Genomic DNA, 24,470 nt, shown 5'->3' with positions numbered 1-24,470 from the left:
CCTTGTTGGCGCTTAGGACTTTAACTGACCTGCAAGAGGTGCAACCATCGTGGCACCAGCTGGAACATCTTTGACCACCACGGAATTTGCACCAATCATGGCACCGTCACCAATGTTGATAGGTCCCAGGATTTTTGCTCCCGTTCCAATCATCACTTTGTTACCCACTGTAGGATGGCGTTTCACGGGATCGAATTTAATGCCACCTAACGTGACACCATGAAAGATAATGCAGTCATCGCCGACGATCGCCGTTTCACCGATTACAACGCCAAAACCATGATCGATAACCAAACGATGTCCCAACGTCGCGCCCGGGTGAATTTCGATACCGGTCATCCATCGTGAAAGCTCGGCCACCAAGCGCGCCAGAAAATAGAAATGAGCCTTGTATAAAACATGCGCCAAACGATGCATCACCAACGCCTTAGGTCCCGGATACAACAAAGCGATTTCCCATAACGATTTCGCCGCTGGATCGTAAGCTTTGTAGGTGTCTAATAAAGATTTAAAGCGCTTCCATAAATCAAACATCAATATTTCTCATTCAAATCATCAAGCAGGAAATAGCGATCAAAAAGCTCGTTATAACGAGACCACTTTTCGCCAGAGGCGCGCTCTCCATCGATAATGGTTTTCAAAGTCGCGACTTTACTGTCAAGATCATCAACCATCGCGATCAACATTGCTTCCAAAAACTTTGGACGCTTGGGAGAACCGTACTCCAACTTACCATGATGACTCAAGATTATATGCTTACAAATATCCCGCAACTCTTCACTAAATCCCAGGATGCGAGCAGATTTTTTATCTATTAATTCACAGGCAATCTGCATATGTCCCAAGAGACGACCGCGATCCGTATAGGAGACTCCGTTATCATAAGAAAGCTCCCAAATTTTTCCGATATCATGAAATATGGCACCGAAAAGCAACAAATCACGATTCAAGAACGGGTAATGCGTTCCCATGAAATCCATGATTTTGCATATTGAAAGAATGTGTTCCAGCAATCCTCCCACCCACGCGTGGTGAATGGATTTTGCGGCCGGAGCACGCAAAACGCGGGGGCGGATTTCTGGATCTTCCAAAGTGTCTAAAACCAATTGCTTTAAGTGATCATTGCGCATGCTGCGCACCAAGTGAATGAGTTGTGCAAACATGTCCTCAGTGTCTTGGGATGCCTTAGGAATAAAGTCTTCGAAGTTCACAGTGGAACTGTCGACCTTTTCAAGACGATGAATCACCAATTGCTTGCGATTTTGAAACAACTGAATCTGACCTTTGATTTTAAGAATGTCGCCAGTTTCGAACTGACGAGATAACTCTTCCACGCGGTCCCACAGACGAGCGTCGATTGTTCCTGTGGCATCCCCTAATTGCAGGCCCATAAATGCACGGCCGTTCTTACCGATGCCCACCGTTTTTTCTTTTACTAAGAAAAGAGAATCGACAGGGTCCTTGTCTTGCAGACTCTGAATCGTTTTTTTATCCATCAGGGCGCCTCACAGAAAAGGTTTTTGTGCTCTGGATCTACGAAGGAAACTTGTGCCACGTAAATCGTGTCGCCTTTTTCGGCTGAAAACAAGAACGTTCCACCCAACACGCTTAAGTGCCTTTCGCGAGTTGTATTGACCTTAAGGCCTTCCTTTTGCATCGCTAGGTTGAACTTCGTTGTGATATCTAAAACTTGATTGCATCCAGCTCCGTACACGGATTCGCCCAAGCGACGTTTGCGTGCCCGGCTGACGAAAAGAACCTTTGACTGCTTGGCCTCGGTAAAAGCTGGAAATTCAAAGCCGACGTAAAATGAACCCTGACGTTCACTCAAATATTCAGAGAGGTTGATTTCGCCACCACCACGAGGCAGTTCGAATTTCAAAGCTTCTTGTTTTAAGATGCCGGGATTTTTATCAACCAAGAAAACGGTTACATCGGAAAATACGATTTCCTTTGCCCCACCTTTTTTCTCGCCGCCTTCGCCGCCACCGCCGTGACCGCCCTCACCGCTGCCTTCTTTTTTCTCTCCGTGCTCATCACTGTGTGCCGCGATCTCTTTGAAAGAAAGCAACTCCCACGCCTTTGTGGGAATTTTCAAATCAGGAGGAACATCTTCGAATTTAATCGTTTTATATTCTTCGCGATGATAGCCCGGATCTTTTGAACAACCGCTCAAAACTAATAAGCCACTCAGGATGAAAAGCACAAAAGGCTGATTCATTAATCAGCCTCCAGTTGGTCCCTCATCTCTAACAGAGGTATGAAAGTGGGTTCTGATTGCAGGCCCGCCCGGACATAATTATAAGCGGCATTGCGATCTTTACGTTTTATTACCACCCACGCCAAACCATAAAGTGCCGGGGCGCTTGTGTTATTTCTTTCGTACAATTTTGTGAAGGCCGTTTGCGCACAATTCACGTCGTGAGTCGTGACACAAATATCACCCATCATACGATCCCGAACTGGCAAGGTCATAAGTTCAGGCATTTTCAATACGGCTAAAGCTTCTGGCGCACGGCCCGTCTTTTTCAAATAAGCAGCCTGTGCAACCAGAACATAAGGATCTCTTGGGCCTTCCGTCACTGCTTCACGCAATAATTTGTCTGCATCTGTGTCGCGATTGACTTCCATCAAACACGATGCACGAACGGCTTTTAGTTCTGCCGATGGAACGCTTTTGCTGTAAACTTCAGCGCAGTATTTTTCCAAGTAATCCCACTGAGTAAAGCGCCAATCAACGCTCAACGAATGAGTGTACAATGTTGATGTCGCGGGTGGCTCACTTAAAAACTTCACGATTGCTTGGTTCATCGCATCGACATCACCTAGCAAATTATAGGCATAGATCATGAAGAGGCTCAGTTCCTGACGCAACAAATGAGTTTTAGTCAAAGCGGTTTGCAGATCAGAAACCAACGGTTTTAAAAATCCAAGATCAGAAGAATGCTTGGCCACTTCCATAGCCGCCATCGAGCGACCATACAACGCCATCACATTGTAAGGTTCTTTTGACAACACATGCTCGAACTTGTGCATGGCCTCTTTATAGTTCCCTTTTTTCATTTCAACGATAGCCAAGTTTAAACGAGCTGCTATGTTAAAGGGCTCGTGACCGATCGCTTTTTGCAAAGTATTTTCGGCCTCTTTAAGGTCGCCGTCCATCATATAGGAAACAGCGATACCTAAATAAGCATCGACTAATTCAGAACGCTGACGACTTTCTTGGACAATGGCTTTTTCTAAAATTCGACGTCCCTGCAAAGTTTGGCGATCTTCAGAAATCATTACTGGAGCCATTTGGATTTGAGTATCCAAATCAGGCTCCTTCATGGAAGCGGCGGCTTTGTAAGAAGCCAAAGATTTCTCGTAAAGGCCTACACTTTTATATCGAATCGCGCGAGAGATTAGCTCGTCATAATTTCCAGAGTGAGCAGCATCTCGGTTTCCAAGAGTTACGTAAATAGCAACCACCGCAATCGCAGCCAGGCCAATCACGCCCCAACGAAGGACATTAGACTGCTGACGAATTTTATCTTGCACACGGGCATCATTGGACGTTCCATAGCTAACCCCCGCAGCTGGAATCGAAGATCTGTTCACAGGTCTTTCTGAAGCCGCTGAAACATCCTTCATTTGAGGAGGCATTGTCGGTGTCGGGGTAATAGTTTGTTCGTAGGAATCACCCGTAGGTTCTGTTTTAGTGAAATTCGTATTATGGGGTATCGATTGAGTCATCGTGTTTTCGGGAGAGTTGTCTTGCTCTTCACGAATGGCACGAACGATGTCCATAAAACGTTGGTTTTCACGAATATAACTCCATCGGCCCGAAGGAAGACGGATTTCATCGATAATTGAAACTTGGCGAGATTTTAAAAGGATCGCAACTTCGTCTACAGAAAAGGGCCCTAAAATCCTGGTTGAGGATTTAATCAGCCATACTTTATCTGTATTTGAAACCTCAACCGACATACTTTATAGCCCCTTCGTGAGGAGCAGTTTTAAGTCGTCGTTGGTCAAATATAGACCGCCACCCACGAAGCCAGAGCTTGCATCGTTTTTATTGAACGCATCATTCCATCCGGCATTCACATAAAGTCCGCGATAGAAGAAATAGCTCAAAGAACCGCGCAAATTTGTACGAGTAAAGTCGAAGGCTTCTACAGTCGCACGCATTTTACGACGGAAGAAGTAATAATCCACGCCGAAGCCGCCACCGTTTTCAATCACACCCCCTTTAAGAGTGAGATCCCAAAAGTTTTTGGCGAACAACAATGTGAATTTCAATTTGTTTTCGTAAGTTTTCTTTTCGTAGTATTCGCCGGAATTTTGCGGAGGAGTTCCAGAGTATTGGAAGCGGGTCGTTTCCACGACACCCACCGGATCATCCACAACGGCTAGGTAATAATAACGATCCAAACCAGGTTGAATCTTTACACCCACAGTGGTTTTCCAATTTCCAACTTCACCCAAGTATTCTGTTTTGAAATCGAAGGCCGTTTCGATACGGTTTGCACCACCGATCATGTCATTGACACCGTCGATCGCGTTTTCAACTTTTTCAGCAGTCGCTTCATCGCTGATAAGTTTACCAATCGTACCTTCACCGCGATTAATCTTACCGGTGATTTCATCCAGGTTCTTCATGGTTTGAGACAAGCGAGCCCAAGTTTTTTTAATCCCTGTATCGCTGTTGTCTGTCATAACCTCACGCAGACTGCTCGTGATATCGTGAACTTCATCCACGATGTCGCCGATCTTTTCTTTGTTCTCTGTCGTCATTTGCGCCAGGTCTCTTGTCAAAGTTTCTACGTTTTTAACAATACGACCCAGAACATGGTTGCGAGTGCCGTCTTGTGACGTGGCCTCTTCCAAGTTTTTGGCAACGACTTTCAACGATGCTGTCACTTCACCCACTTGAGCCATTAGGTTTTCAAGGGAGCCGCCAGCTTTAACATTTAGGATCTGAGAATTATCTGGAAGTGGAGGATCTGTGGGAGAGCCTGGGTAAACTTCGATATGCGCATCTCCCAAGATACCTTGAGCTTTGATTTCGATGGCTGCGGAAGTTGTCATAGGAACATCAGATTTTACAGTGATATCAACGCGAGCCTGGCCATCTTGCAAACGGATGTCTTTGATCACACCCACTGGAATACCTGCCGAACGGATGGCTGAGTTTTTAACCAATCCACCTGCATTTGGAATGAGGAACCAAGCTTTTTTTGAACGACCAAGGTAGGAAGGATCTTCGCTCACCTGCATGGACATAACGGCAATCAATGATCCAACGACGATCACTAATAGACCTACTTTAAACTCGGCAGCGCGAAGCCAATTCATTGATGTTTCATCCCTTTGTTCACGAACTTCTTAACCAATTCAATATCGGTTTTGAAGAAGTCCTCTGGAGTCCCGAATAACAAAACCCTGCCACTATCTAACATCGCGATATGATCCGCAATTCTAAACGCGGCGGACAAATCATGCGATACCATAATTGAGGTCAATTGCCCATTCCGTTGCTTATGGGTCTCCAGTATCAAATTATCAACCATTTCAGTCAGAATGGGATCTAATCCCGTAGTAGGTTCGTCGTATATCAAAATTTCTGGATCTAGGGCGAGCGCTCGCGCTAGACCCGTCCTTTTCTGCATACCGCCCGAGATTTGGCTGGGAAGTTTTTTGTAGTGCTTAGGGTCTAATCCTACCTGATGAAGCTTGTCTTCGGCTATACGAAGGACCTGTGATTCCTTCAGATCGCGGCGATGTTCAAACAGTGGAAAACAAACGTTTTCCAATACCGACATGTCATCAAACAAAGCTGCCGATTGGAACAGAACTCCGAATTTTTGACGGAAACGAGTCAACTCGTCTTCGCTCATCTGATTTAAATCTTGTCCTAAAACCTCGATGGAACCAGATGTCGGTTTATACAAACCTAACAAGTGCTTCAACATCACACTTTTACCAGTCCCAGAAAAACCAATGATGGCGGTTAAGCTGCCTTTTGGAATTTCTAAATTGATTCCTTTAAGAATGAAATCGTTGCCGTCGAAGGTCTTTTTCAAATCTTTAATTTGTACCGCAGGCTGTTTAAACATTATGAAATCCCCATCACACTGTAGTAAATGCGGATCAAATTCGTCAGGAAATAATCCAGAACGATAATCATAACCATGCTCTGAACGACGCCCTGATTGGTCGCTTCACCTACGCCTTTAGCACCACCCGTTGTATTGAAACCACGATAGGTACAGATTAAAGCAAAGAAGATTCCAAACACGGCACCTTTGAAAAGACCTTCATTGATATGTTTGACTTCAATCATGTCACGAATTTTTTGCCAAAAGATCGCTTCATCCAGTTGGACAATTCGCACACATAAAAACCAGCTGCCCATCATGGCAACGAAGTCAAAAACCGCCGTCAATAATGGCATACATATGAACGCCGCAATCAATCGCGGGGAAATCAAATACTGCTTGGTATTCACTCCCATGACTTCAAGGGCATCGATTTGTTCATTCACACGCATTGTGCCCAAACGCGCAGCCATCGCACCACCCGCACGGGCAGCCACGATCAATCCCGTCAACACGGGTCCTAACTCACGCGTGATCCCCAGAGCAACAACCGGTCCCACCATATTCACAGCATTAAACATTTTAAAGCCCAGATAGATTTGCATCGACAAAGCCAACCCCGTAAAGCCACCTGTTAAGCAGATGATCCAGATGGATTGGTTTCCGATGAATTCCATGTGCTTAATAATTTCAGGGAATCTTGAAGGCTTGGCGAAAATCAGTCGGACGCTTTCATTAAAGAACAGCATAATTCTGCCGATTTCTTCGATCAGATTTTTAAAGAGATCGATAACCGAAGCACCGATCCATGAAACCACCATCGCTGATTTTTGCACAAGACTTTGAGAACTCATCGTTTCTCCCCGCCCACATAAACACGTGGCACGCGCTCCCCGACACTTGTAAGCATTTCGTAGGATATAGTATGAGCTTTTCGCGCCAGCTCATCAGCCGAAAGTAAATGATTGGATTTATCCCACCCGAACAAAATAACTTCTTGATCGATTTGAGCATTTAAAGATTTCAGATCCTGACCTTGAACGATGTCAGTGACATCGACCATCAAATAATCCATGCACACAGTCCCTGTAATCGGAGCTTTCTGTCCTTTAAACAGAACATGGGATTGATTAGATAGCAGACGATGATAACCGTCACCGTAACCGATCGAAACAACGGCTACGACCGAGTCGCGTTTCGCCGTCCATCTTGCCCCGTAAGAAACTGTTTCCCCGGCTTTCACATCGCGGAACGTGTTCACTACAGATTTTAGAGTCATCACCGGCTTCAAGTCGCCCACATCAGGACGTCCCAATGAACTATAACCATAAATCATGAGACCTGGTCTGATACCCCATTTTTGCATCATCAATGGATGACTGGCGTCGTTGACCCCGTCCTTTTGCATCTGCATCAGATTCAAAATGCCGGAGCTATTCAATGCATGACAAAACACATTCATCGATTTGAAGATTTCTGAGATTTTATTTAAACGTTGCAATTGATGTGCACTGGTCTGATCAACCTCGTCTGCATTTTCACCGATATATAAGTGAGTGCACACGGCCTTCACTTCAATTTTTGGGTGATTATTAAGACGATCAAAAACTTTTTGCGCTTCTTCAGTGCGGAAGCCCAAACGGTTCATCCCTGTATCAAACTTCACATGCACACTGACTTTTTTATCCGCCACTTGCTCAAGGGCCTCAATTTGCTCCCAAGAACTTACGACGGCTGTCATGTTATTTTCGATGATCGCTTTTGCACCCTTTTTATCAAATCCGCGGAAGACCAAAATATTTGCCTTCACGCCGTTGTGACGAAGAAGCAATCCTTCTTCAATCAAACAAACACCCAGGTTTTCAATTCCTAATTTTTCCAAATGCAAAGCAAGCTTCACGTCACCGTGACCATAGCCGTTTGCTTTTACCATCGGACAAAGGAATCTTTGCGGAAATGCTTTCTGCAAGACACGAATATTATGTGTCAGGTTGTCTAAGTTAATTTCTGCAAAGGTTTTACGAAACATTTCCATTGAAAATACTAATCCTATTCAGCCGGAATTTCGAATTCAGGCTTGTGGCTTTCAGGGGCTTTATACAAACAGATTTTGTTTCCGCCCTTGTCCGCGATATGGGTCAATGCCTTGACCGCCGTTTCATCCAACGTTTTGGCAGAATCACACAGCGTTGGGTACTCGCTCACCCCGAGGCTGATAGAAACCTTCATTCCCTTATCAAGGAACGAACTGCCCTCCACCACACGACGAACTCGCTCAGCTCTTAAAGCTGCGCCCTTTTTCGAACAGTGAGGCAGAACCATCGTCATTTCATTGGCCGCTGTTCTAAAATTCGTATCGTTCGTGCGACTGGATTTTGCTATGACCGTTGCGAGTGATTTAAGCAACTCATCTCTCACCGCTTCACCCAAAGATGATTCAATCTCATAAAAATCATCCATAGCTATCTTTACAACAGCCAAGGGTTGCTTCAAACGACGCGCACGCGCGACTTCTTCATCTAGAATTTTGATATAGTGATTGCGATTATAGAGCTCGGTCACAAAATCTTGGACCTCTAGTGCATCGACTTTCTTTTCCAAAACAAAATGTGAATAACAAAGATTAAACAGAGTGTATTCATCGTTTAATTGCTCAATAGCTTTTTTATCCATGCCTCCTGAATATACGAAAAGCCCTTCCAAATGGGCGTTCGCATAGACTGGAATAGCTTTTGGAGGATTCAGATGAAAAGCTTCAACCAGCATGGACGAGAATTTTTCTGGAATAAGTCCCATTGCTAACAACGACCCAAGATCTTTCATCTCGTCAGAGGTCAGTTGTGACCCCACACCTTGAATTTGCGCGGCATCGATACCATTTGCATGAGTGGCCACGAAACTGCGAACGCTGGGAAGAAATTTAAAAAACAAACAACGTGAACCGGAAATTCCATTTAGGAATCTTTGGATCATGTCTTCCTTGCTTTGGGCAGAACGGTAATCCGCAATGCGCATTGGGAAAGCGGGGCGTGCTGCCTCCTGCTCTTGATGTTCCATGCTTTTCACGGCTGCTGCATGAACATCTTCCAGCTGCTTTTTAGTCGCCTCGAGGTCCTCGAAGATTTGTTCATTTTGAAAAGTCAGATAAAGCTTTTCACAAGCACGATCCACAGCCCACAACACTCGGGATTCAAGGGCTGCGCTTTCATCAGAAATAACATCCATGAACCCGAAAGTTTCATACTGTTTCAATATTTCAAATTGGCTCAAACTTGAAATTGCGATGTAACGAATATCGTCGTTGATCTTTTGCACATGAACCACAAAATCACTCAACGCCCCTGCCAGGGTCGCTGTTGAAAATACCAACAGATGCGGAGGAGTGTCTTTCAAACGCTGTTCAAGTTGCTCGGGGTCTTGGATGAAGTACGCGTCGTAACCTGCTTGTGAAAGATAAACTTTCATAGCAGCACCTTGATCCACATCGGATGTGAATACATAAACCGTAAATTGAGAGCTATGTTCGCGAATATCCAATTACGTCCTCTTTCCAGGTCTGCGAATTTCAACCTGATAACCGTCCAACTTAGATTTTTCTTTACGAGCTGGAGCGACGGCTGTTGGAGCATTGATTAAGTTTACTGGAGTGAGTTCATCATCCAACGGAGTTGCCGCAGCGATAACTGTTCTTTCCTCAGAAATTGCGTTATCAACAAAATCCAAATCAGGTGGATTTGTGACGGAAATATTTTCGTCGACCTTCATTTCATCGACCGGAGATTCTTCTTTTTTACGATCTGATACAGCAACAACTGTTGGCTCATCATTCATATCCAATAACTTATCGATGTTCACATCCAGCGGAGAATGGTTGCCAACAGAAGATTGCATTTTGACCTCCAAGAATTCCACTTCAGCTTCTTCGCGATGAGGAGACTCGTCTTTCAGCTGCAGAATCTCGCCCTGAATTTCAATTTTCTCTGGAGCAGAAGCTGGAGCTGCCAGGGGCACAGGGATCGGTGTTTTTTCATCGGCAACCGTCGGTGCCTTTAACACGCTAACCGACGCTTGTTTTTTAAAGATGATCATCACCTTCGCACCAAAGCCACGTTCTGACGTCACTTTTACTTCCGCATTGTGTTCTTTCAAAACACCGAAAGCAGCGGACAGCCCCAAGCCCATGTGATTTTTAAAAGAGCGCGTCGTAAAGAACGGATCAAAGATCTTTGGCAGATTGCTCGAGTCAATCCCTTCCCCAGAATCTTCGAAAGAAAGATGGATGCCAGAAGTATCTTCGAAAAGATCAATCTTTAATTCTTTTTTCGGCATGCGTTCCATCGCTTCGACGGAATTGGTAATGATGTTTTCAAAAGCTTTCGTTAAAGCATCAGCATGCAAATCCAAAGCGGCTGTCTCTTGAAGATTGCGAACTAGTTTAACGCCTTTGTTTTGCAACTCGCCTTCCATGTTTTTTAGCGCTCGAGCCAAAGGCCCTTCGACCTTCATGGAATTTTTCTCTTTGATTTCTTCGCCTGCGTAACCCAAAAGCTTATTTAGAATTTCACGAGCCGCACGTGTTTCACGCAAAATTGAGTCGGTATTTTCAACAATCTCACCTTGCGGATGCTTGGCTAAAATCATTTGTGAATATCCCAAAATTGAACTTAAGGGTCCGCGCATTTCGTGCGCCAAAGCTGAAGCCACACGCATCGATGTTTGAACCTTTTCGTTTTGTGCTGTTTCGGGATCCGCCACCACGGTTTTTTCAACTGGCGGGGCCGCAGAAGCTTTCTTTTGGGCTTCGACTAAATCAATTTCAAGTTTTTCAATTTTGCTTTCAGCAGGAGTAACAACCCATAGAACGGCGGCAATACCGACCAGCACCAAGCCCATACCCATTAACAAGAACTGCCACCACAAACCAGTACGACCCTTCAAGGCTTCATTTACTGGTGCAGAGCTAAGAACCCAAAGATTGGTTTGTGGAATTTGCTCGTACATTCCATAAAGTTTTTGGTTGGCGTTCGCATTGACAACTCCCCCACCGTGAGTAGCTCCGCTTTTCGCGATCTCCTTAAACATTGGATCGTCGCGCATCACCGTTCCCAAGTACTCGGGAATCGTGTGGCCCACTGTCAGACCATTTGTCGTCACGATCGAGAAAGAACTCAGCCCCCCTCGCTCGGAATCAATTTGCGATTGGAAAATCTCTCCTGAGCTGAACAATGCATAACCGCGAGTACCTTCAAGTAAAACCACCGCGACGTATCTGCCACGATTGGTATCTTGAAAAGGCTTTACGAAAAATTTCAAATCATTGGTACGATTTTCGATATTCCCAATTGCCGCTTTTACGAAAGCGTTGTTCCAGTTCGAAGCTTTGGAATTATCTTTGGTGATCAAAACCTGTGGCTCAAGAGTTGAGCCATTCACCGTCAATGAAACCACCGCATAATACGGCGCGATCGTTGACCAGTTGATTTTATTTTTTTGGAAGTTATCGGCGTTGAAAGTCGCCACGACTCTTTGCAAAGATTTTAGTTCGCCACCCAAGGAACGAGAAATTGAACTTACTTGAGTTCGGGTTTGAGCTTCAACCCAACTCATGCGATCGCCATACACGAAGCTATCTGTGCGCCACAAGACCGCACCGATAAATAGCGCCGCCACTGCGATCAACACGACTAGTAGTTTCACTTTCACTGACGCCCCTCCAAACATGCCTAAGATATCTTTTTCATTGTAGTTTTAGAATTTGGTAAGAATCAAGCAAGACTCCTTTGCCAAAGCCACTAAAAGGCACTAGAAAGGCAGCATTATGAGTACTCACAGCAGTGAAGTTTTGATTATCGGCTCTGGCTCTGCCGGCCTTGCTTTAGCTCTGAAAATGGCTTCTCAAGGTAAAGTTATCGTCTTAGCCAAAGAAAAAATGACCGATACCAACTCCTCCATGGCACAAGGTGGGATCGCCGCCGTTATGTCGGGCGAAGACAGCTTCGAAGCCCACATTCAGGATACTTTGGTGGCCGGAGCAGGACTTTGCAAGGAAACTGTAGTTTCTAACTATGTTCATCAAGCCCCTGATCGCATTGAAGATTTACTAAACTGGGGCGTTCATTTCGACCTTCGCAAAAAAGGCGGAGAAGAAACTGATGAAATTGATTTGACGCGTGAAGGCGGACACAGTTTTCGACGCATTTTGCATTTCGAAGATCAAACAGGTTTAGAAATTCATCGCACTCTTTTAGCGCGCGTTCGTGAAAATTCGAACATCGCTTTGATGGAACGTTTTAATGCCATCGACCTGATCGTGAACAAAGAAGTTGATCCCAACGACATGAACCCGGTCACGTGCATCGGAGCGTATGCGTTGGATAAAAACTCCGGCGAAGTGCACACTTTTGTAGCAAAAAACACAGTTCTTGCCACAGGCGGCGCTGGCAAAGTTTATCTCTACACTTCAAACTGGAGCGGTGCCACGGGCGATGGGATCGCTATGGCTTACCGAGTGGGTGCGCGGATTGCAAATCTAGAGTTCATGCAATTCCATCCGACATGTCTTTTCCATCCAAGTTCTCGCAACTTTTTGATTTCGGAAGCTTTGCGCGGCGAAGGCGGAGTTCTGATCGACGCCAAGGGCGAACCGTTCATGCAAAAATATCACAAGTTGGCATCGCTTGCTCCTCGTGATGTTGTGGCTCGCTCGATCGATAAAGAAATGAAACGCACGGGCGCCGAATGTGTTTATTTGGACATGACGAAACTTGATGCGGAATTTTTGAAACAAAGATTCCCGACCATCTATGCGAAATGCATGGAACTGGGAATCGACATGACAACTCAACCTATTCCAGTGGTTCCTGCTGCTCACTATTTATGTGGCGGAGTTTTGACTGACGAAGCTGGGCGCACCGACATCCCAGGATTGTGGGCCATTGGAGAGACTGCATGTACAGGTCTGCATGGTGCAAATCGTTTAGCCTCCAATTCCCTGCTGGAGTGCCTAACGACATCTCATAACTGCTCTGAACAATTGAAGGCTCACGCCAAAGATTCTAAATTTTTTCCGTTGGAACCTAAAGCCTGGACACATCCTCAAGAATCAAACGATGACGAGATGATCGTAATCACCCACATGTGGGAAGAAATTCGTCGCTTGATGTGGAACTATATGGGGATCGTTCGCTCTAATAAACGCTTAGAACGTGCCCAACATCGTTTAGAAAATATTATGTCCGAAATTAAAGGGTATTATTCTAACATGAAGATTCACTCTGACATTTTGGAACTTCGTAATATTGCAACAGTTGCAAATCTTTCGGTCGAGTGTGCTCTCCGCCGCGAAGAAAGCCGCGGAATCCATTACAATATCGACTATCCAGAACTTAAAGAGCCTCCTCGCGATACCATAGTGGTCCGCGGACTGATCTAGACCAAAAACCGCTTGTTTTCATTTGGGGCAAGCGGCAATCTAATTTTATATGCTTAAGAGAGAAGAAGGCTTTTTCAAAGGTTTCGACAACACCAATTTGTTCTTTCAAGTTTGGGACAATCCAAACGCCAAAGGTACAATCATCGTAACCCATGGACATGGCGAGCACTCCGAATGCTATCACCGTCTATTTGAAGCTTTCAAAGATGACCAGTGGTCTTTCTATGCATGGGATCTGCGAGGCCATGGTCGCTCCGAAGGTCGCAGAGGCTACGCGACTCATTTTGACGATTATTGCAAAGACCACAAAATCTTTGTCGAAAAAGTACTTTCGATTGAAAAAGTAAAAAAGGGCCCCGTGATTTTATTCAGCCACTCGATGGGCGGCTTGATTGAGTTAAAAACTTTGATGCACAATTCGGACTTGCCCCATGACGCTTTAGTGGTTAGCGCACCCTTGCTGGGACTTTCAATGGAAGTGCCTTTGGTCAAATCTTCTGCTGCGTTTTTGCTGAACAAACTGGTTCCGCAATTAACATTAGGAAATGAGATCAATAACAAATCCCTTACAAGTGATCCTGAAGTTATTCGTGAATACGAAAACGATTCTCTACGCCACGTAAAAATGTCACCCGGTGTTTTCGTTGGCATGTTGGAAAGCTGGGAGTATTGCAGACCTCGTGCTGGTGAAATTAAGAAGCCGACGTTATTTATTCTTCCCGAAAAAGATCCTGTTTGTAGTACAGCAGAAGCGATGAGTTTCTATGATCGCCTGGGCAGTAAACGCAAAGAATTAAAGATTTATCCTAATGCTAAGCATGAAATCATCAACGATGTAATGCGTAACACAGCTTTTGCTGATATTAAAAGATTTCTGGATAGTATTTTGGAGTCTCGTTCATGAAATATATTTCCGCTCTCGTTCTACTATTTTTGTTGTCTGGCTGTGCTTCTTACGAAGTGACGCCAACAGGCCGTGCTTTACGCACTGAAAATCAATATTTTGAAATCGTCGAAAAGAATTCTGATCGTACGACAAAGTATTCAGGCCTTTACAACCTGCTGGAAATGCAAGCGACGCTGCTAAATTCCGAAGTCACGGAAGCCCAATTGGATCAGCTGACACGTTTCTATTTGTGGGACGATGCTAAATTCCAACAGGAAAAAAGTAAGCGCGAAACAAAGCTGAGTTCTGAAACAGAGTTCTTCCTTAGCTTCTACACACCGGAAAGAAAAAACGATGATCTGCAAAAGGATACAAGCCTTTGGAGAACATTCCTTGATGTCGATGGAAAACGTTACCAGGGTAAAGTCACAAGGATTAAGTCCTCTTTGGCGGAGCTGGTAAGTCTTTACCCTACTCACAATCGATTTTTTACCGCTTACCAATTGATTTTCCCTCTACCGGTGAAATCCATCGAAGGAAAAGAGATGACGATCACGGTGACAGGACCGGTTGGATCAGGAACACTGCATTTCAATAAAAAATAAAAAAAGGGGACCTTAAGTCCCCTTTTTTTATGATCGGTGAAAACGACGTTTTATTTCAAAATCAAACAAAGGCTTCGCGAACTTTGCGGCTTTCAAAGCCCAGCCCGTTAATCCTGATGGTTCCACTACTTCAAGATCATGCAGAATCGCTTCACGGATCATTTTAACATATTGGGATGGTGACATTGCTTCATCCGGAACTTCAATATGTTTGCTAAAGATGTCTATGACTTTATCCAACATCCGAGTTTTGATTGATGGCGTGATCAGCAATAACGTCGAAACTCCTGTGTCCTTCAGTTCCAAACTTAGACATTGAGTAAAAGCCACCACAGCCGCTTTAGAGGCAGCATAGGTAGAATTCGAAGGGAAATACATGTAAGCGGCGATACTTGCGTTATTGATGATTTTACCGCGTTTGCGCTCGAGCATCCCTGGTAAAATTCCGTGAGTCAGTTCAATCAAACTGTTCACATTCACTTGCAACATTTCACTGACTTCATTCATAGATTGCGTTTCCAACAATCCGCCCGTCAATTGACCGGCGTTGTTGAAAAGAATATCGATTTGTACACCTTTAAGCTTTTGCACCAATGCTGTCACAGCACTGCGATCAGAAAGATCAGCATTCCAAACTGTGACGGATTTAGCACCCAATGTGCTTAACTCTTTCACAAGCTCTGCATCCTCGTTTCTTACCACGAGATGTAAGTTTGCTTTATCTTCGGCGCAAATTTTTGCAAAGGCGCGACCGATACCACGGTTTGCACCAGTAATCAGAATATGACGGCCTGTTATTTCCATCGATTATCCTTCCTTGATTGTCGTACTAATCGGAAGTCCCCACGATTTCAAAATTTCAAGTTCATCCGACGCCGAGGTTGATTTTTTGAATTTCGCACCGGACTTACCATTCACGCGTCTTTGGCAAGCAGGCCAATCTTTGTGACGATAAACCAGGCCACCGATATTACTTAAGTAACTGTGAGCAGCCTTTTTTTCCGTCGGAGACCGCATCTCTGGCAAAGAATAATCTGCGGGAACTTCCAGAATATTGACGGGATAATTTTCCAAGCTTCCAGAATACAAATTCACGTAATCATTTTTCGAAAATGCGACAGCGATTTGATCGCAGCGTTCATTTCCTGGAATACCTACGTGTCCACGGCTATATCGCCAATCAACTTTATTACTGGCGCCTCGAGCTTGGACGACTTTGCCTAGCTCCTCCCACAAATCACGATTTGAAACGTCGGCGCCCTCGGCAGTTTTCCAGCCACGTTTTTTCCAACCCCAAATCCATTGTGTGATACCGCGAATAACGTAGGTAGAGTCTGTGTAGAAATGCACAGGCCCAGGAATTTCGGCCACGTACTTTAAAGCCTCCACTGTCGCTGACATCTCCATGCGATTGTTCGTTGTCGCTGGATCACCACCGCCTAATTCAATAACTGAATCATTGGGAAGCAAAACGACAGAGGCCCAGCCACCAGGACCGGGATTTCCAGAACATGCACCATCAGAAAAAATTTGGATATAACCGCGACTGTTTTTCACAACTTGATCGTGACGATCGAAGGTCAGGGAGTCAATCAACCCTGCGTAATATAATCCGTAATCTGCGACTTCATACGAGCATTCAGCTCTGTGAGTTGCGGAATTTCCTTGATCTTAACGATTTCGTCCATTGGATAAACGACAGCAAGCTTTACAGTCTTAACCTTATCCAAATATTTCATGCGATAAAGTGCCCATGTATAAGCTTCCAGTTGTTTAAATGCAGTCTCTGAGTAACGTTGTGAACCCGTTTTATAATCCACGAGCCAAGCGGTATCACCGACAATCCCCCACAAATCGATCTGACCTTGCATCAAGGCATTTTGCTCCATCAGTGCAAAACCCCACTCGACATAACCCTTGTTGATAATTTCAAGCAAAGGCAGTTGTTCGGTTTCAGCCAGGAATGTCAACGGCGCTTTTAAATCTTCATCGGAAATTTTTAAAAGATCTTCATAAGAAGTAAACTTCAAAGCTTCAAACAATCTATGAGCCATCGTTCCTTGTTGTGCCCTTGCCAAGCCCGGAGCCAATTGGGCCACGGTTTGCGTGTATTCCGAACCTTTAACAGATTCAGGAGCCACAAGTTCCGTCACGGAAATGTACTTACGTTTTTCCTGAACCGTGTTAACCATCCACGGAGCCCGCAAAGTCTTGAGCGCCAACTCCTGGTCAGCCATTTTCACTGGATGCGGATTTTCACGACGAACCACGTATGAAAAATCAGCTTCTTCGTGCAATCCTTCTTCGATGTTCAGAGGACATCGTGCAGCCCAAGACTTTTTTCCAACCTTTTGCACATCCCATTGCAATGTCACGCCGGATTTCGCACGGGTTAAGGCCACGTATAAGACCCTGTGAAACTCGTCACCTTCACGACGACGAAGTTCTTCCATAATCTGATCCGCTAAAATGCTGCCAGCAAGCATTTGCGTTTCTTCGTCACGAACTTTCAAAGTCCATTGACCTGTTTTTTCGTGGAAAGAAATAACCGGCGCAAAACTGGCCCGTGGATCTTTTCCCATCCCCGGCAAGATCACATGTTCAAACTGCAAACCTTTAGAAGCATGCACGGTCATGAAGTTCACGCGCTTTGGTTCAATCACCGGAGTGGCATCAGAATCCTCGCCCCCCTCATCAGTTGATAAAGAATCCAAACTAGAATCTAAGAAATCCAGGAAGTTAAATCCTGGTCGGCGCTCTTCTTCGCTAAGTAAGGAAACCACTTTCCACAAGTTCGCCTCGCGACGTCCGGTAGAATCAATTCTTGCGGAATAATCAAATAATCCCAAATCAATCAACGCACTTTTTAGCGTAAAAGAGAGACCCTTTTCCTCGGCCGTATCTAACAGTGTTTTTAGAATGCTTATTGGATGAGTCACTGATCTTGATTCCAACGTCTTTAAAGCCTCTCTCCAGAAGGAATGCTTAAAGCTGTGACAAAGCTCCATGATTTCAGAATCAGACATCGCAAGCCATGGTGAACGCAATAGCGCCACAAAGTTCGCATTGTCATGGGGATTCACGATAAATTTTAAAATAGAAAGAGCGTCCAACACTTCGCGACGTTCATAAAAGCCGCTGCCGCTATGAAGTTGCAAGGGAACCCCATAATCTTGTGCGACCTTAGCAATGTCTGACAGAACCTTGTGGGTTCTGGATAAGATACAAATCTGTTCAGGACTTACACCCGACGCTAGCAACTCTTGAATACGGGAAACCGTGCCCAAGTACTCTTTAGATGTTTCATCTTCAGCACTTGTTTCGGTGACTAGAACTTGAACGACGGGATCACTGGAACCCTTTTTTTCTTTCTTTGGATCTGGGGTCATCGATGCAAACTGATCCCGATCTAAGCGTGTGAAATAGTGATTGAAGAACTCCAACACTTCAGGAGTTGAACGATAGTTTACGAGTTTCACTTGCACGTCACCGTCTTGAGCTTCAATTTCTGCTACTTTTTCTTGGAAGACTTCAGAACGAGCCCCCCGGAACAAATAAATACTTTGTTGCGGGTCTCCGACCACAAAGATCGGTTTTTCACCTACAAGGCTATTTAGAATCTCAACCTGGATGGGGCTGGTATCTTGATATTCGTCGACCATCCAGAAATCCCATTCCATTGAAAAATTACGCGCGGATTCTGGTGATTCCTTAATGATTTTATAACTTAATGTTTCAAGGTCGGACATCGACAACAAACCGTTTTCCAACTTTTGTTGCAATAGATCCTGACAGAACAGTTTTGCCAATTGTTCGAAAAGTTCACAGTTGTGCTGATGTTTTGCCCAAAAAGTTGGACGATAACGAGCGGATTCTAACAATTTGTCAATTCGATCACGCAACTCTTCGAGCTCCTCATTGAGGCTCGCACTAAATGGCGGAGAAGCTTTACGATATTGAGGCTTCGTCAAGCCATCCCACATCCCCTGAAGCAAAGCAAAGAATTGCTCGAGATCTTGAGCATCCCAATTAAAGGACCACAGAGCCGCTACGTACTCTTTCCATTTCTCATTATCAGTTTCCTGATCGATCTCAAGGCAGACACGTTTTAAACGGCTGCCAATATCTTTGATCAATTTCTTTGTTTCGTTTTCTTGTTCGCTGGCGGTAATGAATTGCGCCTGGGGGAAAACCACACGCTCCGAGAAATATTGCAGCAAAGCACTTTCAATAACGCTGAATTCGTATTCTTCCAACAATTCCTGCAAGGCGGGAATTTCCAGAATGTGCTTTCGCATGATCTTGCGTGCACCCTTACGAATTTCGCTGTCACTCATGATTTTGTAATCAGGTGTTAATCCGATGGCAGAACCATAGCGAGACAAGAATAAACTTAATACACCATGGATCGTAGAAATTTGTACCTGCGACCGAGAGTTCACAAATTGAAAAAGGTCTTCACGTTTTTCTTCCAGAGCTTTGGCTGATAAACGCTCTTTCAACTCTTGGGTTGCTTTACGCGTGAAAGTCGTGACAACGATGCGAGGAAATTTGCCGTGAGCTTTTTGAAAGTCACTTGCAAAGTCTAAGAACAAACGAGTCAATGTCGTCGTCTTACCAGCACCAGCACCTGCGCGCAGAATGGTGTTTTTTAATTGAGGTGCGGTGCTCGACACTGTCTTCTCCATTCACACGAAGTACAAATTTGCGTATCTACTGGAACCGGGCGAATCTCTCCCAGACGAATGCGCTCTAAGGTCGCCATCAAAATTTTCGAAAACTCTGTTAAGTAAAGTTCCTTCGCCTCCAAAGTGGCGTTTTTGTCTTTGGTGCGCGTAGCTGGATACAAGCGGCCCGCTTTATCGTTTACACGAAAGCCTTTGCGATCAAAAGTACGGAATATATAATAGAACAAACCAATGACTTCGCCTTTGAGGTCTTCCATTAAGGATTTTTCAATCACCCACATGTAAAACAAAAGTTGCAGCTCTGAATTTTTAAGCCAAGAGCCATGCGCTGAAATACCGCCTGCCGAGCTCTTGTAATCCAAAAGGACCAGATGACCGTCTTGATCTGTATCAACACGGTCGATAGAGCCAGAAATACGAAACGAACCATCACTGGCGTCTTTGCTTAATGTTTCACTTTTTGGATCCAGATAAAATTCAAAACGTTTTTCTCGGGCCAAGGTTTTCGTGCGGTTGTATTCTTGGCGCCAGGTTTTTTCAAAATCCAGGAATCGTTGTGCCAATTGCACGTGTTTTTTTCGCAGTGGCAACCACAGACGTTCATCGGCAAACAACATCGATTTATCTTTACGAACAGAATCAAGAATTTCTTCAAGTTCTGTGACCTGCCAGTCAAAACGCATAGGTTCTTGAGTTAGCTTTTCAAATAGGGCATGGGCCAGCTGTCCACGGGTGCGATGATCGACATCCAGATCTACTTCCGGAATATCTTTCAATTTGAAATATCTTTGGGCTGCGAAGATAAAGGGACATTCCAAATAAGTTTCAATGGCCGAAGCAGAAATACTTGGTAATTTTTTAAGTTCTACTAGTGGCAAATCAGCTTTACCTAAATCCAACTGAATCTTGTGCTCAATTTCAGCCGCACGTCCATCGATCCAATTCCTTTTGGCACCTTCACGAGAATACTGAATTTCATCCCAGCGAGTTTCCAAAGGCACGGTCAATGTTTCATGGGTGTGTCCTTCGTTAAGACACATCCAGAATGTCGCTGGCGAACACAAAGTCCCGGAAAGATCAGTCCCACCGAAACAATAGATGTCGTGAACAGAGTCGGCTTCGGCCAAAAGCTTTAACTCAAACGCCAGATCGCTTTGATCCGGATTATCCAGGTAAAAACCAATGTCTTTAGCAAGATCGAAATAATCTGTTCCTGAAAGTTGGGTTTTGTTACGAGCTCTTAGGGCTTCGTCTGTTAGACCCACGAAAATACGATGGCGTGCTTTTTCGCTATAGGCTGACATCAGTTTCGTGACCAGCACCCCGCTGGCTTCACCTTTTTCCAAAGTGTATTCTTTAGCCGCAACGATACTTTCAAGATAGCTCAGCCATTCTTTCCAAATCAGTTTGGTGCTAGCAGTTGCATTCTGCAGAAGCTCGCGCAGAACGATTTGCACAACTTCCGTGTCATTGGAACTCCAGAAGCTTAACGCCTTACCTACAAACTCATCACGAACCACAGGCCCCGTTAAATCGATTTGCTCGAAATAAATTTTATGTATCAATTCGTTGCGTGCAAGATCTTCATTTACGTACAGACTTTTAAACAAGGCTTTAAAGTCTTCGTAGCGAAGTGCTTGAGATTCATGTTTTTCAAAAAATGAAATCTCAAGATCCGAGGATGATAAACGTCCACTTTTCGCGCGCAAAGTGGCCAACCATCTTGTAACGGATGGCAGACTTTGCACCTTGTGGGTGATGTCTTTTTGGACCGGGATGCCTTCTTCTTTTAGGAAGGCTTGCAATACGGGCCAGTATTGTTCGATGTCGGGCGCAATCACTGCAATATTATCAGCAGGGATTCCCTCCTCAAGCCATTTACGAACCTGACCCACAGAGTTTTTAATCTCAGCAAGCATTCCTGAAAAACGAAGGATTTCCTTTTTCTTTGAAGTCGCAGCAGCTGGTTGCAGTTTCATGATCGATGAACTTTGCGCGCGTAAATCTTCATAAGGCTTTAGCAAATATTTGAACTCGTCACGCCACACTGGTGTGGGCTCTAATACTATCACATCAATTGACCGGGATAGCGTTCGCAGAATCTCGGCCTCGACACGGGAAATCTCGCCACTTAAATCTACAATCAGCGGAATATCCCAGACGCGTTCAAGTTCATTGAAGGACTGCAGATAAGGAGTAATCCAGTCGGAAGTGATAATGTTATATTTCTCTAAAAGCTGAATGGCGCAAAAGCGCGCGCGTAGGTACCAGTCTCCCCAGCGATTTTTGGCTTCCGGATGTTCAGTGAACCATTCATTCAGTTTTTGAGTACCATCTGGATGAAAGATCACCGCTGCCATCTGATCGATGTATGAAAACACGGTGTCTTCCGCGGAAGAGTTCACACCAAGCGCCTCGGCGTTTTCATCCAAAATTGTACGTAGAATGGATCTAGCAAAAGGATCACTGACTAAACGCAGGCGAGGCTCCAAACGCTTCAGCAACAACTTCCACAGATCCGACGCGCGCAGAACTGACTCGTCCACGTACTGGCCGTCGCGTGCAAGAATCTTTTGCTGGAGTTCGAATTTGGTACGCAAATCCGAAACCAGCCAAGACTGTTCTCGCGGATTGTAGTTGCTAAATAGCTCGTTGATTTGCGAGCGATTTTCAATGGGGACAATTTGTAGCATCAGGGGTTACCGGCGTTGTTTAAGTTTCCTTCTTTTACCCTGATTATCTGTGAATTTAAAGTCGGCATCAAAGCTTAAATCAATGCCAAGGCTGATCATATAACGATTATCTGCGGTTTGCCCGGGATACGCCCCAAGCTCTTCGGTGTAACTTACAGCATCAATGTGAAGAATAAATAGATTTACACCGACCCCATAACTCAAATAGCCCTGACTGTAACCCGCACGCAAATCAAATACGGGCAAAGAAACCTCAGCGCCAAGGTGGAGCTTTTTACCAGTTTCAATATCGGATTCCATCAGGTGGCGAACTTCGCCGCCGAATGCCACATCCAAACCGGGCAAATCCAAATTGACTCCCGCGCCGAAACTCAAATCCTGGGTAATGTGAGGAGGAGCATCATCTCCCGCAGTTTTTCTAAATGCGGTGTTTCCCACATCTTGCCATACCAAGGCAATCGTGGGCTTCAACAATGGCAAGTCCACCGTTGTCGCAATCGCCATATCAATACCGTAAGCTTGACCTTTATCATCAAATCTGTCGCCGATATCGCTCATGCTCGAGGCGTTGGAAACATCTGTCAGACTGAGTTCTTGTTTAATCCCACCCCAACGATCCACGCGTTTTGCAGCAACACCCATATAAGTTCCGGGAGCGACGTTAAAAGCATAACCCAAATAATATCCCACATCCTGGCGGAAATAGGTTTCGAACTGAGGATAAGTGGGATTGTGAAGTTCTAAAGATACTTCATTGTCGTTCAAATAACCGATAGCAAAATTTCCAACTGCGATAGCCGTTTTACCGGTCGCCTGAAGCCAGACGCGTTTTCCGTAAAGACCGCTGTAAGTATTTGGATCATTCGGATCAAAGTTTTGCAACTCATCAATGTCTTCTTTAGACAAAGAATTTAAACTCACACCGACTTCCGCCGCTTTAATATCAAGGCCTTCGACTTTCCCAAGAGCAGCGGGATTATAAAAAACTGCATCGGCACCATTCACAAAGGGAATGTAGGTACCACCCATTCCCAATGCGCGGGCATTTCGAGCGAATTCCGAAAGTGATTGCGCAACGGCGTTGGTGGAAGCAAACAAAATCGTGACCAGGAATAAGGAGCGCAACATTTAGGGAGCTCCCGGTATCGCGGTCGAAGGACAGCATAAATCAGCGGGCACGGAATCTGTCACCGGATCGAATGAGCCGATGTTGGAAATAAAGGTTATTGAATTCGTGATACTGCACGTACCAAACCCAAACTCTGTCGAGTCCATCATAAAGCGCATTGCATATACCATTTCATCGCTGACTGCCGCCGGCGTGGTCATGGTCGCACACGTCGTGGAAGCACCAGACACTGCTGAAAGTGCATCATCACAACTTTCACTTAAATCACCAATAGCGCCAATGGTCGTTCCACCGCCTAAGGCGTCCGTAAGAGATGCGATATTTTCAAGAATTAAGCCCAAACCAGAAGCCACCCGTTTTATGTCCGTTGAGGACATATACGCGGTTTTGCCGGGAGGCGGCGCCGGGAATTTCATATCATAAGGTGAACCCCATTTGGTCAGCGAGCCCGAACCGTCTTGATGACATACGGTCGCCACTCCATCGATTGCGCCGTTCTTGTCGACCGCATCCAGCTTGGCCGAAAGATTGGTTCCCATTCGGGCGACGCCTAAGAGAGCCAAGAACAAATTTTCATTCGTTGTTCTTTGTGCCGCCGTTCCAATTCCTTGCAGTACACCGATGGCAAGCTCACAAGAATCTGGATCAACGGTTTTTCCACCCCAGATACCCATAAAGTACTTAAACATTTCTGTCGCAGTATTGTTGGTCATCCCTTGAATAAGGTCGATAAAAATCAAGCCGCATTTACCAGCGTAAGCTGATGCCAGCATCATTTTCACATCGCGCCGTGCTTGATAGTTCGCCGACATTTTGGTTGTGATGATTGAAGCGGTCGAATCCCACTCCATGTTATCCAGGTTTTTCTTGGCATCGATGTAATACGCTTCGTCTGTCTCTTTATTAGAGACTTCTGATAAGACATTTTCGGTACCACACGAAGTAGTCACCGAA

At 45.0% G+C, this 24,470-nt stretch carries 19 protein-coding genes; 3 read left to right on the top strand and 16 right to left on the bottom strand.

The annotated features are described in order from the left end of the window. Positions 1 to 12: 12 nt before the first annotated feature. From cysE to B9G69_RS17365, 10 genes are read right to left on the bottom strand one after another with little or no spacing between them, the layout of a single operon-like run. Positions 13 to 534: a serine O-acetyltransferase gene (gene cysE / locus B9G69_RS17410; protein ID WP_088615384.1), complete on the bottom strand. Its 522-nt coding sequence runs from the start codon at positions 532 to 534 to the stop codon at positions 13 to 15. Continuing rightward, positions 534 to 1,496: a 3'-5' exoribonuclease YhaM family protein gene (locus B9G69_RS17405; RefSeq protein ID WP_088615385.1), complete on the bottom strand. Its 963-nt coding sequence runs from the start codon at positions 1,494 to 1,496 to the stop codon at positions 534 to 536. The genes cysE and B9G69_RS17405 overlap by 1 nt, the downstream gene beginning before the upstream one ends. After that, positions 1,496 to 2,221 (bottom strand): hypothetical protein, encoded by a 726-nt coding sequence (locus B9G69_RS17400; RefSeq protein WP_088615386.1) that lies wholly within the window; start codon positions 2,219 to 2,221, stop codon positions 1,496 to 1,498. Before B9G69_RS17400 ends, B9G69_RS17405 begins: the two co-directional genes overlap by 1 nt. Further along, entirely contained in the window at positions 2,221 to 3,969 is a 1,749-nt protein-coding gene (locus tag B9G69_RS17395) for a tetratricopeptide repeat protein (RefSeq protein ID WP_088615387.1), read from the bottom strand. The genes B9G69_RS17400 and B9G69_RS17395 overlap by 1 nt, the downstream gene beginning before the upstream one ends. 3 nt (positions 3,970 to 3,972) lie before the next feature. Beyond that, positions 3,973 to 5,340 carry an MlaD family protein gene (locus B9G69_RS17390; RefSeq protein ID WP_088615388.1) on the bottom strand — a complete coding sequence of 456 codons (1,368 nt, stop codon included), beginning with the start codon at positions 5,338 to 5,340 and terminating at the stop codon, positions 3,973 to 3,975. Beyond that, positions 5,337 to 6,101, bottom strand: a complete 765-nt coding sequence (locus B9G69_RS17385) for an ABC transporter ATP-binding protein (RefSeq protein ID WP_088615389.1) — start codon at positions 6,099 to 6,101, stop codon at positions 5,337 to 5,339. Before B9G69_RS17385 ends, B9G69_RS17390 begins: the two co-directional genes overlap by 4 nt. Continuing rightward, the gene (locus B9G69_RS17380; protein ID WP_265437872.1) at positions 6,101 to 6,937 is read right to left on the bottom strand and encodes an MlaE family ABC transporter permease; all 837 of its coding nucleotides are present in this window, start codon (positions 6,935 to 6,937) and stop codon (positions 6,101 to 6,103) included. Before B9G69_RS17380 ends, B9G69_RS17385 begins: the two co-directional genes overlap by 1 nt. Beyond that, the gene (alr, locus tag B9G69_RS17375) at positions 6,934 to 8,118 is read right to left on the bottom strand and encodes an alanine racemase (protein WP_088615391.1); all 1,185 of its coding nucleotides are present in this window, start codon (positions 8,116 to 8,118) and stop codon (positions 6,934 to 6,936) included. Before alr ends, B9G69_RS17380 begins: the two co-directional genes overlap by 4 nt. Before the next feature lie 14 nt (positions 8,119 to 8,132). Then, complete coding sequence (locus B9G69_RS17370; RefSeq protein WP_088615392.1) at positions 8,133 to 9,620, bottom strand: GGDEF domain-containing protein; 1,488 nt, start codon at positions 9,618 to 9,620, stop codon at positions 8,133 to 8,135. Continuing rightward, a complete protein-coding gene (locus B9G69_RS17365) occupies positions 9,621 to 11,786 on the bottom strand; it encodes a sensor histidine kinase (RefSeq protein ID WP_265437871.1) in 2,166 nt (721 codons plus the stop codon). Between the two features lie 115 nt (positions 11,787 to 11,901). Here B9G69_RS17365 and nadB point away from each other — a divergent pair, with 115 nt between their 5' ends. The 3 genes from nadB to B9G69_RS17350 are packed head-to-tail and all read left to right on the top strand — an operon-like array spanning position 11,902 to position 15,006. After that, a complete protein-coding gene (gene nadB, locus B9G69_RS17360; protein ID WP_088615394.1) occupies positions 11,902 to 13,515 on the top strand; it encodes an L-aspartate oxidase in 1,614 nt (537 codons plus the stop codon). A 49-nt stretch (positions 13,516 to 13,564) separates the two neighbouring features. Beyond that, complete coding sequence (locus tag B9G69_RS17355; RefSeq protein ID WP_088615395.1) at positions 13,565 to 14,419, top strand: alpha/beta hydrolase; 855 nt, start codon at positions 13,565 to 13,567, stop codon at positions 14,417 to 14,419. Next, a complete protein-coding gene (locus B9G69_RS17350) occupies positions 14,416 to 15,006 on the top strand; it encodes a hypothetical protein (protein WP_088615396.1) in 591 nt (196 codons plus the stop codon). The genes B9G69_RS17355 and B9G69_RS17350 overlap by 4 nt, the downstream gene beginning before the upstream one ends. 27 nt (positions 15,007 to 15,033) lie before the next feature. On the opposite strand, the gene B9G69_RS17345 is transcribed toward B9G69_RS17350, so the two are convergent. Genes B9G69_RS17345 through B9G69_RS17320 form a run of 6 tightly spaced genes read right to left on the bottom strand, consistent with a single transcriptional unit; the run spans position 15,034 to position 24,466 of the window. Then, positions 15,034 to 15,810 carry an SDR family NAD(P)-dependent oxidoreductase gene (locus B9G69_RS17345; RefSeq protein WP_265437870.1) on the bottom strand — a complete coding sequence of 259 codons (777 nt, stop codon included), beginning with the start codon at positions 15,808 to 15,810 and terminating at the stop codon, positions 15,034 to 15,036. A 3-nt stretch (positions 15,811 to 15,813) separates the two neighbouring features. Beyond that, positions 15,814 to 16,602 (bottom strand): ribonuclease HI, encoded by a 789-nt coding sequence (rnhA, locus tag B9G69_RS17340; protein ID WP_254916859.1) that lies wholly within the window; start codon positions 16,600 to 16,602, stop codon positions 15,814 to 15,816. Next, the gene (locus B9G69_RS17335) at positions 16,599 to 19,682 is read right to left on the bottom strand and encodes a UvrD-helicase domain-containing protein (RefSeq protein ID WP_088615398.1); all 3,084 of its coding nucleotides are present in this window, start codon (positions 19,680 to 19,682) and stop codon (positions 16,599 to 16,601) included. Before B9G69_RS17335 ends, rnhA begins: the two co-directional genes overlap by 4 nt. Continuing rightward, positions 19,658 to 22,387 carry a PD-(D/E)XK nuclease family protein gene (locus B9G69_RS17330; RefSeq protein WP_088615399.1) on the bottom strand — a complete coding sequence of 910 codons (2,730 nt, stop codon included), beginning with the start codon at positions 22,385 to 22,387 and terminating at the stop codon, positions 19,658 to 19,660. Before B9G69_RS17330 ends, B9G69_RS17335 begins: the two co-directional genes overlap by 25 nt. Positions 22,388 to 22,393: 6 nt before the next feature. Next, positions 22,394 to 23,515 carry a hypothetical protein gene (locus B9G69_RS17325; RefSeq protein WP_088615400.1) on the bottom strand — a complete coding sequence of 374 codons (1,122 nt, stop codon included), beginning with the start codon at positions 23,513 to 23,515 and terminating at the stop codon, positions 22,394 to 22,396. Next, positions 23,516 to 24,466, bottom strand: a complete 951-nt coding sequence (locus tag B9G69_RS17320) for a hypothetical protein (RefSeq protein ID WP_265437869.1) — start codon at positions 24,464 to 24,466, stop codon at positions 23,516 to 23,518. It lies immediately after the preceding gene. Between the last annotated feature and the right edge of the window lie 4 nt (positions 24,467 to 24,470).

The organism is Bdellovibrio sp. SKB1291214, assembly GCF_002209355.2.
GTDB lineage: Bacteria > Bdellovibrionota > Bdellovibrionia > Bdellovibrionales > Bdellovibrionaceae > Bdellovibrio.
The sequence above is the reverse complement of the archived record's forward strand: the minus strand, read 5'-3'. Positions and strand labels throughout refer to the sequence as shown.

Bases quoted from the DNA above. Each gene is read 5' to 3' on its own strand.
- B9G69_RS17395 (WP_088615387.1), bottom strand. From the start codon at position 3,969: ATGTCGGTTGAGGTTTCAAATACAGATAAAGTATGGCTGATTAAATCC.
- B9G69_RS17385 (WP_088615389.1), bottom strand. From the start codon at position 6,101: ATGTTTAAACAGCCTGCGGTACAAATTAAAGATTTGAAAAAGACCTTC.
- alr (WP_088615391.1), bottom strand. From the start codon at position 8,118: ATGGAAATGTTTCGTAAAACCTTTGCAGAAATTAACTTAGACAACCTG.
- B9G69_RS17400 (WP_088615386.1), bottom strand. From the start codon at position 2,221: ATGAATCAGCCTTTTGTGCTTTTCATCCTGAGTGGCTTATTAGTTTTG.
- nadB (WP_088615394.1), top strand. From the start codon at position 11,902: ATGAGTACTCACAGCAGTGAAGTTTTGATTATCGGCTCTGGCTCTGCC.
- B9G69_RS17355 (WP_088615395.1), top strand. From the start codon at position 13,565: ATGCTTAAGAGAGAAGAAGGCTTTTTCAAAGGTTTCGACAACACCAAT.
- B9G69_RS17330 (WP_088615399.1), bottom strand. From the start codon at position 22,387: ATGCTACAAATTGTCCCCATTGAAAATCGCTCGCAAATCAACGAGCTA.
- B9G69_RS17325 (WP_088615400.1), bottom strand. From the start codon at position 23,515: ATGTTGCGCTCCTTATTCCTGGTCACGATTTTGTTTGCTTCCACCAAC.
- cysE (WP_088615384.1), bottom strand. From the start codon at position 534: ATGTTTGATTTATGGAAGCGCTTTAAATCTTTATTAGACACCTACAAA.
- B9G69_RS17390 (WP_088615388.1), bottom strand. From the start codon at position 5,340: ATGAATTGGCTTCGCGCTGCCGAGTTTAAAGTAGGTCTATTAGTGATC.
- B9G69_RS17380 (WP_265437872.1), bottom strand. From the start codon at position 6,937: ATGAGTTCTCAAAGTCTTGTGCAAAAATCAGCGATGGTGGTTTCATGG.
- B9G69_RS17405 (WP_088615385.1), bottom strand. From the start codon at position 1,496: ATGGATAAAAAAACGATTCAGAGTCTGCAAGACAAGGACCCTGTCGAT.
- B9G69_RS17345 (WP_265437870.1), bottom strand. From the start codon at position 15,810: ATGGAAATAACAGGCCGTCATATTCTGATTACTGGTGCAAACCGTGGT.
- B9G69_RS17350 (WP_088615396.1), top strand. From the start codon at position 14,416: ATGAAATATATTTCCGCTCTCGTTCTACTATTTTTGTTGTCTGGCTGT.